The sequence below is a fragment of the Plantactinospora sp. BB1 genome, assembly GCF_003030385.1.
Classification (GTDB): domain Bacteria; phylum Actinomycetota; class Actinomycetes; order Mycobacteriales; family Micromonosporaceae; genus Plantactinospora.
In genome coordinates, this window is sequence record NZ_CP028159.1 from 7,850,854 (window position 1) to 7,863,268 (window position 12,415).

The 12,415-nt window shown below is 72.5% G+C and carries 10 protein-coding genes; 5 read left to right on the plus strand and 5 right to left on the minus strand.

Annotated features, from left to right (window positions below; all coding sequences use genetic code 11):
• The first annotated feature begins 38 nt into the window (after positions 1-38).
• Both C6W10_RS34480 and C6W10_RS34485 read left to right on the plus strand, forming a co-directional pair.
• Positions 39-1,295: a multidrug effflux MFS transporter gene (locus tag C6W10_RS34480; protein WP_199853796.1), complete on the plus strand. Its 1,257-nt coding sequence runs from the start codon at positions 39-41 to the stop codon at positions 1,293-1,295.
• A 187-nt stretch (positions 1,296-1,482) separates the two neighbouring features.
• A complete protein-coding gene (locus C6W10_RS34485) occupies positions 1,483-2,760 on the plus strand; it encodes a D-alanyl-D-alanine carboxypeptidase family protein (RefSeq protein ID WP_107263196.1) in 1,278 nt (425 codons plus the stop codon).
• On the opposite strand, the gene C6W10_RS34490 is transcribed toward C6W10_RS34485, so the two are convergent.
• Entirely contained in the window at positions 2,757-3,509 is a 753-nt protein-coding gene (locus tag C6W10_RS34490; RefSeq protein WP_107263197.1) for an N-acetyltransferase, read from the minus strand. The genes C6W10_RS34485 and C6W10_RS34490 overlap by 4 nt on opposite strands.
• Positions 3,510-3,630: 121 nt before the next feature.
• Between C6W10_RS34490 and C6W10_RS34495 the strand changes: the two genes are divergently transcribed.
• Both C6W10_RS34495 and C6W10_RS34500 read left to right on the plus strand, forming a co-directional pair.
• Positions 3,631-5,721, plus strand: coding sequence for a WD40 repeat domain-containing protein (locus C6W10_RS34495; RefSeq protein ID WP_107263198.1), 2,091 nt, complete (start codon positions 3,631-3,633; stop codon positions 5,719-5,721).
• Positions 5,722-5,752: 31 nt separating this feature from the next.
• Entirely contained in the window at positions 5,753-6,304 is a 552-nt protein-coding gene (locus C6W10_RS34500; RefSeq protein WP_107263199.1) for a DUF1697 domain-containing protein, read from the plus strand.
• A 113-nt stretch (positions 6,305-6,417) separates the two neighbouring features.
• On the opposite strand, the gene C6W10_RS34505 is transcribed toward C6W10_RS34500, so the two are convergent.
• Together C6W10_RS34505 and C6W10_RS34510 are read right to left on the minus strand one after the other, a co-directional pair.
• Positions 6,418-7,566: an acyl-CoA dehydrogenase family protein gene (locus tag C6W10_RS34505; protein ID WP_107264514.1), complete on the minus strand. Its 1,149-nt coding sequence runs from the start codon at positions 7,564-7,566 to the stop codon at positions 6,418-6,420.
• Positions 7,567-7,638: 72 nt separating this feature from the next.
• Positions 7,639-9,171 (minus strand): acyl-CoA carboxylase subunit beta, encoded by a 1,533-nt coding sequence (locus C6W10_RS34510; protein WP_107263200.1) that lies wholly within the window; start codon positions 9,169-9,171, stop codon positions 7,639-7,641.
• A gap of 206 nt (positions 9,172-9,377) precedes the next feature.
• Between C6W10_RS34510 and C6W10_RS34515 the strand changes: the two genes are divergently transcribed.
• Complete coding sequence (locus C6W10_RS34515) at positions 9,378-9,956, plus strand: snapalysin family zinc-dependent metalloprotease (protein ID WP_107263201.1); 579 nt, start codon at positions 9,378-9,380, stop codon at positions 9,954-9,956.
• A gap of 99 nt (positions 9,957-10,055) precedes the next feature.
• Here the strand turns inward: C6W10_RS34515 and C6W10_RS34520 are convergent, their stop codons facing one another.
• Complete coding sequence (locus C6W10_RS34520) at positions 10,056-10,703, minus strand: MBL fold metallo-hydrolase (protein ID WP_107263202.1); 648 nt, start codon at positions 10,701-10,703, stop codon at positions 10,056-10,058.
• Between the two features lie 76 nt (positions 10,704-10,779).
• Complete coding sequence (locus C6W10_RS34525; RefSeq protein ID WP_199853797.1) at positions 10,780-12,342, minus strand: alpha/beta fold hydrolase; 1,563 nt, start codon at positions 12,340-12,342, stop codon at positions 10,780-10,782.
• Between the last annotated feature and the right edge of the window lie 73 nt (positions 12,343-12,415).

Consider the following 12,415-nt stretch of genomic DNA (forward strand, 5'->3'; position numbering starts at 1 on the left):
CGCTAGACATAGTTATATAGGTATAGTAATTTGCGGTCGTGACTTCCGCCCCCTCCCGGACCGACGAGTCCAGCCCACCCCCACCGCCAGAGACAACCGGCGAGCCGCCCGGCAGGAAACGCCGGCTGCTGCTCCCCGCCCTGGTGCTGCTGGCCTTCGTGCCGCCGATGGGCATCGACATGTACCTGCCGGCCTTCCCCCGGATGGCCGACGAGTTCCGCACCGACCCCGCCGGAATCCAGCTCACCCTCACCGCGTTCGTGATCGGGCTGGCCCTCGGGCAGCTCGTGCTCGGCCCGCTCTCCGACCGGTACGGCCGCCGGCTGCTCATCCTCGCCGGCACGGCGGTCTGCGCCGCCTCCGCCGCCGCCTGCGCGTTCGCGCCCACCCTGGAGACCCTGACCGCGCTCCGGTTCGTGATGGGATTCAGCGCGGCGGCCGGGGTGGTGGTCGGCCGGGCCGTCATCTCCGACACCGCCCAGGGGCCGGCCGCCGCCCGGATGTTCGGCATCCTGATGGCGCTCAGCGGCATCGCCCCGATCACCGCACCGCTGATCGGTGGCGTGGTGACCAGCGCCGCCGGCTGGCGCGCGGTCTGGGTCACCCTCGCCGTCGGGCTGCTGCTCACCCTGCTGGTCGCGCTGGTCGGCGTACCCGAAAGCCTGCCGCCGGACCGCCGGCACGCCGGCGGGCTGCGCGCCACCCTGGCCACCGCGCGGTCGTTGCTGACCGACCGGGTCTATCTCGGCTACATCTTCGCGTTCGGCTTCGGGTTCGCGGCCCTGTTCTGCTACATCGCCGCCTCGCCCTTCTTCCTCCAGTACGTCCTGGAGCTCTCCGTCCGGCAGGCCGCCGTCGCCTTCGCCGCCGGTGCGTTGGTCGCCACCCTGAGCAGCGCGGTCAACGCCCGGGTCGTCGGCCGGGGCGCCTCACCGGCGCTCCTGCTCCGGATCGGCCTGGCCGTCATGCTGGCCACCACCGGCGGCCTGCTCGCCGTCACCCTGGCCGGGCGCCTCGACCGGGCGGTCGCGGTCGTGCTGCTGCTCTTCTTCGTCGGGCTCGGCATGATCATGGGGAACGCGACCGCGCTGGCGATCCAACGGGTACCGAAGGCGGCCGGCAGCGGATCGGCGGTGCTCGGCACTCTCCAGGGCGTACTCGCCGCGGTGACGGCGCCGCTGATGGGGCTCGGTGGCCGGGACAACGCCGTGGCGCTCTTCCTGGGCATGACCGTCTGCGTCACGGTCGCCTGCCTCGCGCTGCTGCTCACCCGGGGCCACCGCCCCGCCACCTGACACCGGCATCCGCTCCTCCGGAGCGTGCGTCCACCAAGATTCTTGGCGAGTTATGGCGCGTGCCGAACCACAATTCGCCAAGAATCTTGGCGAACCTGCGCCGCGCGGCGAGTGCCGGGCGTCGGGCGGGCGGGTCCGATATCCGAACCTGCCACCCGTACGGATGACGACGACTACTCTCCGGAGTATGACCCGACGGTTGCTCGTACTCAGAGTAGCCAGCGCTCTCCTGGTGCTGCCGTGGGTAACGCTGGGCGGCGCACCCGGAGCCGCGATGGCGAGGACTCCGACCCAGGCCCGAGCGGGTGCACCGGCCCCAGCCCGAGCGGGTACGCCGGCCCGGCCCTGCCCGACGCCGAGCCCGCCGGTGCCCCGGCCCACCCGGCCCGCCCCGCCCCCGCTCGATCCGGCGAACGCGGCGGTCGGCGGTCCGGCGCTGGCCACCGCCGGTCTGGTCACCCCGTCCGGCGTCGCCGAACCGCCCAGGGTCACCGCCACCTCGTGGCTGGTCGCCGACCTGACCAGCGGCGCCGTGCTCGGCGGCTGCGGCCCGCACGAGTACGGCGTGCCGGCCAGCGTGCAGAAGCTGCTGCTGGTGGCGGCGGTGCTGCCACACCTCGACCCGCACCAGGTCGTCGAGGTGACCGAGTCGGACCTCGACTTCGAGCCGGGCAGCTCGGCGGTGGGGCTGGTCCGGGGCGGCCGGTACTCCGTCGAGACGCTCTGGCTCGGCCTGATCCTCAACTCCGGCAACGACGCGGCGAACGTGCTGGCCCGGCTCGGCGGCGGTGCCGCAGGCCAGGCCGGCGGGGTCGCGGCGATGAACGCCGAGGCGGCCCGGCTCGGCGCGCACCAGACGCACGCCGCCACACCGTCCGGGCTGGACGGTCCCGGGCAGTACACCAGCGCCTACGACCTGGCGCTGATCGCCCGCGCCTGCTTCGGGCACCCCGACTTCCGGCGGTACGCCGGCACGAAGATCGCGCAGGTACCGGCGCAGGCGGCGAACAACACCAAGGGCTATCCGATCTGGAACGACAACCAGCTGCTGCACCGCTATCCCGGCGCGCTCGGCGGCAAGACCGGCTACACCGACCTGGCCCGGCACAGCTTCGTCGGGGCGGCCGAGCGGAACGGGCGTACCCTGCTGGTCACCCTGCTCGGTGCGGAGTCGCAGCCGCAGCGCGGCTGGGAGCAGGGGGCCGCACTCCTCGACTGGGGATTCGGTCTGCCCGCCGACGCGACGGTCGGCCAGCTCGTCGCGGCGGGTCAGGACTCCCGCGGCCAGATCTCGTCGCCGGCGGCCGGCGCCACCCGGGTACCCCCGGACCGGGGTTCCCGCACCGACTGGCTGCTCGGCACGGCCGCCCCGGTGATCCTGGTCGGTACCCTGCTGGTGCTCCTGGTCCGACAGCGGCGCCGGGCCGCCCGCCGACACGACGGCGGTGACCCGGGTTCCCGCTAACCCGCCGCAGGTGGCGGTTGGACCTCGGAGACCTCCAGGACCCGGGCGGCCAGCTCGACGCCGGGCAGCTCCTCGGCCCGGTACGCCGCCCGCCGCGGGTCGGCCAGATAGGAGTCGTAACCGTCCCGCCCGGTGAACGACAGCAGGTGCACCTCGGTCCGGCCGTCGCCGGTACGCAGCCGCTGCTCCAGCCGGCCACCGTGGCCGGCCAGCAGGGCCAGCACCCGCTCCTCGTAGCGGGCGAAGGCGGCGAGGTGCTCCTCGGGGACGTCGAGCACCGCGACGAGCCGGATCCGGGACCGGGGTTCCGAGCCGTCCAACCGCTTGATGAAGTGCAGGTCGGCGTACCCGCCGGGGAAGCCCTCGCTGCGACCGACCTGGACGTAGCCGTGCCGGCGGTAGAACGGCGGCGCCTGGAACTCGAACGACGAGACGATCATCCGGTCGCAGCCGCGCCGCCGGGCCTCCTCCTCGGCGGCCCGCAGCAGCCGGCCGCCCACGCCGCGCCGTCGGTGGTCCTCGCGGACCCAGAGCATGTTGATGCCGCCGCAGCCGCCCCAGGTCCAGCCGGTCAGGCCGCCGACCAGCTCGCCCGCCCCGTCGGTCGCCCGGACCGAGAGGTCGGCCTCGTCGTCGGCGCCGGTCGCCGCGTTGTTGAAGGTCGTCAGCTCCGCGCTGAGCCGCCCGGAGAGCTCCGGGTCCTCCCCGCCGACCGCGACCGCCAGCCCCGCATCAGGTTCCGTCGTCATCCGGGCAGTATCCGCAACGGTGCCCGGCGCCGCGTCCGTTTTCCGCACCGCCTTTCGACGATCGTCACTGTCTGGAACACTTTGCGCACGAGCAGTTCGTGACGGGTGCCGGGGAGGCATCATGGACCCGCTGGACCGCAAACTGCGCCGGCAGCGCGGATATCGTCGCCAGGTCCTGCCGGGGCCGCCACCGCTGCCGGAGTGGCTGGACCTCTCCGCACCGGACGCGGTGCACGAGGCCGTACGCCTGCTGCGGAGCCGCCCGACCCGGCACAAGACCCGGGGCGTGGCGCTGGTACCGGACGGTCCGGCCGAGGTCGCCGGCTACGGGCTGAGCGTACTGGCCCGACTGGTCTGCGCCGACCGCCGGATCCGGCGCCGATTCGCCGGCCGTACCTGGTGGCTCGCGGCCGGCCCCGGTGCCCGGGACAAGCCGGGTACGGCGGTCCGCCGGCACCGGCGCAACGTCGGGCTGGCCGGAGCACCCGTGCCGTACACCGACGGAGAGTGGTCCTCGACGGAGGACCGCATCCTCGACATGTACCGGCGGTTGCTGGTGGTCGTCGACGGTGTTCCCGCCGGTGCCGACAATGTCAGCCGGCTGCTCGTCGGGCGGCGGGCGCAGAGCACCCTGGTGACGATGCCGGACCGGAGCACCCTGTCGGGGTGGGTCCGGGTCGTCCCGGCGGACGCGGCGGCGGTCGAGCGGTCCGTCCGGGCGTCGCTGCGGACCCGCACCGACCTGCTCCCCACCGGCGGGGCGGAGCGGTTGGCCGAACTCGGTATCTTCGCGGAGGCGGCGGAGATCCCGCTGCCGCTGGTCGAGACGGTGTGGCGGGCGACCGCCGGCATGAGCCCGGCGGAAACGGCGGCACTGTGCCGGCGGCTCGCCGAGCTGTCGCTGATCCGGCCGACTCCGGACCGGGTCGCCCCGCCGGCCTGGCCGCCCGATGTCGGGTACGGGTTCGGGTGGCTGACCGTGGACCCGGTGGTCCGGGCGATCGGCCGGCTCGATCTCGGCGAGCAGCGGCTGGCCGAGGCGAACGCCGGGCTGGTGACCGCCCTCGCCGGCCGGCTACCTCGGGCCGAAGCGCTGGCGGGAGGTGCACCGGATCGGGCCTGGTGGCGCCTGGACGGCACCGAGGAGTACCTGTGGCGGCACCTGGTCGGCCACCTGCTCGACGCCGGGACGCTGACCGAGGCCGGGCTGCTGGCCGGAGACCTCCGCTGGGTCGGGGAGCGACTGCTCCGGGAGGGACCGGTCGGACCGATCGCGGACCTGACCGAGGTGGCGCAGCGTACCGCCCGACGGCCGGTGCCGGTCGAGGCCAGGACCGGCGACACCGCGCCCGGCGTCGGCAGCCTGCGCCACGGGTTGACGAAGATCGCACCGTTGCTCGACCCGACCGATCCGCCCGAGGCGGTGCGGGACGTCCTGCTCTACCACCTCCAGCACCATCCGGGCTGGGGTGACCAGGCCGAGGCCGTCCAGGCGGGCCTGGGCCGGCCGGTCCTGGTCAAGCGGTCCGCGGGTGACGCCCTGGTCGGCGCCCTCGCCGGCTCCAGCGGTGCCTGGGACGTCGACCTCAGCGCCGACGGCGGTCTGCTGGCCGTCGCGGGTGGGCAGGCCGTCGCTTACTGGCTGCACCTCGCCGACCTGCGCTGGCGCTCGTCGCACTTCGGCCGCCAGGAGGTCGCCCGGCGGGTACGGCTCAGCCCGGACGGCAGTTGGCTCGCCGTCTGGACCTCCGACGGGCTGGTGTCGGCCGGTCCCGAGGACCCACCCTCGGCCACCTACGTGCACGTCGTCGACACGGCGACCGGCGAGCCCCGGTTCCGGCTCAGCGGCCGATACCGCCACCAGATCCTCTCCCTCGCCGTCGGTGCCGACAGCACCTGGCTGTTCACCTCGGCTGAGGACGGCGACCGCGCCTGGGACGCCGCCACCGGGCGACTCCTGCCGACCCTTCCGGCCAGCGGTACCCGTCCCCCGCCGGACCGGACCCGGACCACCAGCCCGGACGGCCGGTGGCGGGCGACCGTGCACGACAACGAGCTGCGGTTGCACGACCTGGTCCAGGACCGGCCGGGTCCGATGCTGCGGCTCGCCCCCGACCGGTACGGCCGGCTGTCCGGGACGGTCTGGCTGCCCGACTCCGGCCTGCTCGCGTACGGTCCGCCCGGTGTGTTCCTGTGCGAGATACGCTGCTGACCGTCGGGCAGGGTCGACCGGGGAGGCGGGGATGGGCCGGTACGCCGCACTCCTGCGGGCCGTCAATCTGGGCTCCCACAACCGGATCGGCATGGCCGACCTGCGCCGGATCGTCACCGACCTCGGGTACGACGACGTCACGACCTACCTACAGAGCGGGAACGTCGTCTTCGGGGCCGGCGACGACGCCGGGCCGGAGCGGCTGGCCGACGAGATCCGGCGGGCCCTCGCCGACCAGTTGGGTCTGGACGTGGCGGTGATGGTCCGGAGTGGACCGGAGTTGGCGGCGCTGGCCGGCGGCAACCCGTACGTGTCCGGGCAGCCGGACGAGGTCAAACTGCTGGTGGCGTTCCTGGCCGAACCGCCCGGGGCCGACCGGGTGGCCGAGTTGTCCGTGCCCGGGGCCGAGACCGCCGAGTTCACCGTCGCCGACACCGGTCGGGACCTCTACCTGCACTACCCGGACGGGTACGGCCGGAGCAGGTTCAACAACGCCTACCTGGAGAAGCGGCTCGCCGTCGCCTCCACCACCCGGAACTGGAAGACCCTCCGCGCCCTGGCCGGGCTGACCGCGACCGGTTGAGCGGCGGGCATCGCGGAACCGGCCGGCCGGCGCGGAAACCGGCCGACCCATCGCGGAAACCAACCGGCCGGCCGACCGAGCCGTGCATCGGCCGGCCGGAGTCTTCCGGGCGGCTAGAGTCCCAGGTCGCGAGCGATGATCATCCGCTGCACCTCGGAGGTGCCCTCGCCGATCTCCAGGATCTTCGAGTCCCGCCAGAACCGGGCCACCGCGAACTCGTTCATGAAGCCGTACCCGCCGTGGATCTGGGTCGCCTCCCGGGCGTTGTCCACCGCGCACTCGCTGGCGTGCAGCTTGGCGATCGCCGCGTGCCGCTTGAAGTCCTCGCCGGCCAGCATCCGGGCCGCCGCGTCGTAGTAGGCGAGCCGGGAGGTGTGCGCCCGCCGCTCCATGTCGGCGATCTTGAACTGGATGGCCTGGAAGTTGCCGATCGGCTGCCCGAAGGCGTGCCGGTCCCTGGCGTACCGGACGGACTCGTCGACGCAGCCCTGGGCGAGGCCGACGGCGAGCGCCGCGATGGCGATCCGTCCCTCGTCGAGGATCCGCAGGAACTGGGCGAAGCCCCGACCGCGCTGGCCGAGCAGGTTCTCCGCCGGTACCCGGCAGTCGTCGAAGGTCAGCTCGTGGGTGTCCGAGGCGCACCAGCCCACCTTGGAATAGCCGGGCGCGACGGTGAAGCCCGGCGTACCGGACGGCACGATGATGGTGGAGAGTTCCTTGGAGCCGTCCGGGTTGGTGCCGGTGACCGCGGTGACCGTGACCAGGGCGGTGATGTCGGTACCGGAGTTGGTGATGAACGCCTTCGAGCCGTTGATCACCCACTCGTCGCCGTCGAGTACCGCCCGGGTCGCCGTGCCGCCCGCGTCGGAGCCGAAGCCCGGCTCGGTCAGCCCGAAGCCGGCCAGCGCCTCGCCGGTGACCAGCTTCGGCAGCCAGCGGGCGCGCTGCTCGTCGGTGCCGAACCGGTAGATCGGCATCGCGCCGAGCGAGACCGCCGCCTCCAGGGTGATCGCCACACTGGAGTCGACCCGGGCGATCTCCTCCAGGGCGAGGCAGAGCGCGAAGTAGTCGCCACCCATCCCGCCGTGCTCCTCCGGGAACGGCAGGCCGAAGAGGCCCATCTTGCCCATCTGCGCGACGATCTCGTACGGGAAGGTGTGCCGCTCGTAGTGTTCGGCGATGGCCGGCGCGACGACCTCGCGGGCGAAGGACCGCACGCTCGATCGCAGCGCCTCGTACTCCTCGCTGAGCCGGAAGTCCATGGGTTCCTCCATCGGGTCGGTACGCCGGGAACGCTCGTGGCGCGCCGGGCGGGGCGGGTCGCGGACGGGCCGCTAGACGGGTGTGACGCCGTGCCGGCGCCGGGAGAAGCTGCGGTCCTTGCCCCGGGCGGCGGCGAACCGCCGGACCAGTTCGGTCCGCAGGTCGGCCGGCTCGACGATCGCGTCCACGACCAGCTCGCTGGCCAGCCGGACGACGTCGATGTCCTGCTCGTAGGCGGTGCGCCGCTCCGCGACGAAGGCCGCCCGCTCGTCCGGGTCCTCGATCGCGGCGATCTTGTTGGCGTAGACGGCGTTCACCGCCGCCTCGGCGCCCATCACCGCGATCTTCGCGGTGGGCAGCGCGATCGTGGCGTCCGGCTCGAAGCCGGGCCCGGCCATCGCGTAGAGGCCGGCCCCGTACGCCTTGCGGACCACGACGCAGATCTTCGGTACGGTCGCCTCACTGATCGCGGTGATCATCTTGGCGCCGTGTCGGATGATGCCCTGCTTCTCCACCGCCGTGCCGACCATGAACCCGGGTACGTCGGAGAGGAAGAGCAGCGGCACGTTGAAGGCGTCGCAGAGCTGCACGAACCGGGTCGCCTTGTCGGCGGAATCGACGAAGAGCACCCCGCCCTTGAACATCGAGTTGTTCGCCACCACGCCGACGACCTGGCCGTCGAGCCGGCCGAAGCCGACCGTCAGCTCCTTGGCCCAGAGCGCCTGGATCTCCAGGAAGGAGTCGGCGTCGAGCAGGCCCTTGACGTACCGGCGCATGTCGAACGCCTGCCGCTCGCTCGCCGGCACCAGCGCGGCCAGGTCGATCTTGTCGGAGGCGGCGACGGCGGGGGCGGCCGGCGGCGGCTGCGTCCAGTTCGCCGGCAGGTACGACAGATAGCGGCGGACCACGTCGAGCGCGTCCGCCTCGGTCTTGCAGAGGAAGTGCCCGACGCCGGACTCGGCGCAGTGCACCCGGGCCCCGCCCATCTCCTCCAGTGTGGTCTTCTCCCCGGTGACCATCTCGACCATCCGGTCGGAGCCGAGGTACATGCTGGCGTTGCCGTCCACCATCGCGACCACGTCGCAGAACGCCGGAATGTACGCCCCGCCGGCCGCGCTGGGCCCGAAGAGCGCGCAGACCTGCGGGATCGAGCCGGAGGCGCGTACCTGGTTCCAGAAGATCTTTCCGGCGCCGCGCCGGCCGGGGAAGAGGTCGACCTGGTCGGTGATCCGGGCGCCGGCCGAGTCGACCAGATAGACCATCGGCTGGCCGTTCGCGTACGCCCGCTCGATGATCCGGATGATCTTCTCGACGGTACGGGCGCCCCAGCTCCCGGCCTTGACCGTCGAGTCGTTGGCCATCAGGCAGACGGGTCGGCCGTCGATGCTGGCCTGGCCGGTGACCACGCCGTCGGCGGGGAGCCCGTCGGCGAGCGCGTTGGCGTAGAGCCCGTCCTCGACGAACGATCCCTCGTCGACCAGCAGCGCGATCCGTTCCCGGGCGAAGAGCTTGCCCTTGGCCGCGTTGGCGGCGTGGTATTTCTCCGCTCCGCCGGCCCGGACCCGCTTGCCGAGTTGTTCCAGCGCCGCACCGTCGAGTGTCACGCCGACCCCCTCGCCCGCGGCGGGACTTCGCGCCCCGCGCCAACCGACCTGAACGATCGTTAGGCTACTGCATCCGACCCACCCCGGGCCAGCCGACCACCCGTCATACCGAACGACCACGTATCCGGACAGGATGTTGTAATAGACATTTGTCTATAACTACGCTGCTGGCACCCCCAACGAACCACCGGATCGGAGAGTGAGTCATGACCTCACGCATCAGCCGGCTACTGGTCGCGTTCGTCGCGACGACGGGTGCCACCCTCGGCATCACGCTGGCCAACCCCTCGCCCGCGTCGGCCGCCATGACCATCTGCTACAACACCAGCCAGGCGCCCAGCTACGTCAGCATCGCCAACCAGGCCGCCTCGATCTGGAACAACGCCACGTCAAACCTGACGCTCTCGGCCAACTGCGGCACCAACCTGCGGATCTACCAGATCACCGGCGGCGGCTCGTACGCCGTACGGACCAGCCTGGGCAACGGCCGGGTCTACATCGACACCCGGCAGGCGGCGCAGTACAGCCCGCTGCGGATCATGACGCACGAGATCGGGCACATCCTCGGGCTGCCCGACAACTACAACGGCAACTGCTCGCTGCTGATGTCCGGCGGCAGCGCCGGTACGAGCTGTACCAACCCGTACCCGAGCACGGCCGAGGCCAACCGGGTCACCCAGCTCTTCGCCGGTACCCGGGTCGGGCCGGCGCGGACCGCGGACGTCGACAGCCAGATCTTCCGGGACAGCTGGCCGGCGACCACGATGCTCGCCCCGATCGGCTGAGCCGCCGCCCCGGCGGCGACGCGTGACGGAGGGGCCGGTGGACGCCGGCCCCTTCCGCCGTCCACCCGGCCCGGTCACGACGCAGGCGGGCGGGGCGGGTCAGTCGAAGGTCACCGACTGGCCGGGCGGGATCCGGGCGTACTCCGTCTCGGCCTTCTGCTCGAACCAACGGTCCACGATCGGCGCCCCGCGCTCGCTGACCACCGCGTCGTGGATCGAGTACGCCCGGCGGGGCTTGACCGCCCGGACGAAGTCGAGCGACTCGGAGACCTTCAGCCACGGCGCGCTCGTCGGCACCAGCAGGGTCGCCACCGGCAGGTCCGGCACGAAGAACGCGTCACCCGGGTGATAGAGCCCGCCGCCCGTCGACCCGACGTCGACCACGAAGCCGAGGTTCGGAATTCCGGGCAGCCCCTGGTAGATCTCGGCGTGGTCCCGGCCGACCGCCCGCACCCGGAACCCGCCCGCGTCGAACTCGTCGCCGGAGGCGACCGGAACCAGCGCCGGACCGAGGTCGGCCAACTGCCCGGCCACGTCGGCGTGGGCGTAGATCCGCAGCGCCGGATTGGTGGCCACCGCCCCGCTGATCCGCTCGGTGTCCAGGTGGTCGGGGTGCTCGTGCGTGACCAGCACGTGGTCGACCGAGTCCAGCGCCTCGGCCTCGGTCCAGATGCCCGGATCGATCACCAGCGACCGTCCGTCCGCCTCCAGGCGTACGCAGGCGTGGGTGTACTTGATCAGCCGCATTTGCCGAGCCTATCCCTGTTCGGCGGCGCTCACCGCCGTTACGCCGCCAGTCCGCCGCGCGGTCGTCTCTCGGTGGCTATCCCCTCGACCAGGGCACCATCCGGTACGGGAAGAGCCGGTCCACGGTCGTCGGCGGGCGGATCGACTGACGGCTGGCCGACGGCTCGGCAGGTGGCTCGACAGCCGGGCAGCCCGCCCCGCGCGCCGGGAGCGTACGGTCGATGAGATACCGCTCGATGGCGTCGTCGGTGCACTCGCTGCGGCCGTACACGCCGTGTCCCCACCCGTGATAGCTGAACAGGACCCCGTCCCGGCCAAGCTGCCGGGTCACCCCGAGCGCCTGGTTGTATCCGGTCGCCGGGTCGTGCAGCGCGTTCGTGACCAGCAGCGGGGTGGCGCTGTCCCGGACCCGGAGCGGGTGTTGCGGGTTGGCGATCCGGGCGGGCGAGCCGAGGCAGGCCGCGGTCAGGGCGGCGGCGGCCGGCGAGTAGCGCAGGTCCGGCGCGATCCGTTCCGCCCGGCGCAGGTGCCGGGCCCACTCCCGGTAGTCGCGCACGGGCAGGCTCCAGTCGTTGCAGAAGATCGCGACCTGCGGGTACTCGGTCTCCTCGGGCAGTTCCGGGCCCGGCTCCCACGGCTGCGCGTCCCCGGAGTCGAGGTCGACGAGGAAGTCGGCCAGGAAGGACCACTCCGGCCCGTAGAAGGCGCGGAAGACGAACCAGATCAGAATCTCCGGCCGCAGTGCGACGTCCGGAACGAAGGGGGACGGGATCTCACCCCGGTCGACCCGGTCGAGCAGCCGGTGCCAGAAGGCCCGCACATCCCGGCCGTGCAGCGGGCTGGTCGGCGTCCGGTCACTCCACCTCACGAACTCGTCGAAGGAGTCCTGGGCGCTGGCCGCCTGGGTGTCGAGGAAACCGGTCGTGCCGAGGCTGTGGTCCAGGTTGCTGTCCGAGACGATCGCGCGTACCCGGTCTGGAAAGAGTTCGGCGTACTGCTGGGCGTTCAACGAGCCGTAGGAGAGGCCGTAGAAGGTGAGTTGCCGGTCGCCGAGCACCGCCCGGACGTGATCCATGTCGCGGACCACGCTGAGCATGTCGGCATGGTCGACGATCGGGCCGCTGCGCGCCCGGCAGTCCGCCCGCAGCCGGGCGTTGAAGGCCAGCCTGGCGTCGAAGTCGGCCTGGCTGCGCATCACGAACGACGGCTCCTGGTCGAGCAGGTCCTGCGAGCAGCGGATCGGGGTGCTCAGACCGACGCCTCGGGGGTCGATGCCGACGATGTCGAAGCGGCTGCGGATCTCCTCGCCGAACCGGTCCGCCCCGAAGATGGCCATCAACCTGCCGGAACCACCGGGACCGCCCGGGTTGATCTGCATCGAGCCGATCCGGCGGCCCGGATCGGTGGCCGGGCGCCGGGCCAACGCCAGTTCGATGGTCGGTCCCGACGGATGCGACCAGTCGAGGGGCACCCTGAGCACGCCGCACTGGGCGGTCTCGTCCTCCGGACACGGCGACCAGTCGATCGTGCCCGGCCGATCGGTGGACGGGGTTGCCGCCGCGACGTCCGGGACGGCGACGGGCAACCCGAGTGTGGTGACGACCAGCGCGGTGCTGAACAGCGACTGTGCGGTCCGCACGAATCCTCCATCCGTCGCGGCGACCGACGCGGCCCGACCCTCCGCGTCTCCGCGAGGCCCCGTCGACGAGACG

Coding starts and splice junctions, on each gene's coding strand:
- C6W10_RS34520 (WP_107263202.1), bottom strand. CDS start 10,703: ATGCGGCTGATCAAGTACACCCACGCCTGCGTACGCCTGGAGGCGGAC.
- C6W10_RS34495 (WP_107263198.1), top strand. CDS start 3,631: ATGGACCCGCTGGACCGCAAACTGCGCCGGCAGCGCGGATATCGTCGC.
- C6W10_RS34500 (WP_107263199.1), top strand. CDS start 5,753: ATGGGCCGGTACGCCGCACTCCTGCGGGCCGTCAATCTGGGCTCCCAC.
- C6W10_RS34490 (WP_107263197.1), bottom strand. CDS start 3,509: ATGACGACGGAACCTGATGCGGGGCTGGCGGTCGCGGTCGGCGGGGAG.
- C6W10_RS34515 (WP_107263201.1), top strand. CDS start 9,378: ATGACCTCACGCATCAGCCGGCTACTGGTCGCGTTCGTCGCGACGACG.
- C6W10_RS34485 (WP_107263196.1), top strand. CDS start 1,483: ATGACCCGACGGTTGCTCGTACTCAGAGTAGCCAGCGCTCTCCTGGTG.
- C6W10_RS34505 (WP_107264514.1), bottom strand. CDS start 7,566: ATGGACTTCCGGCTCAGCGAGGAGTACGAGGCGCTGCGATCGAGCGTG.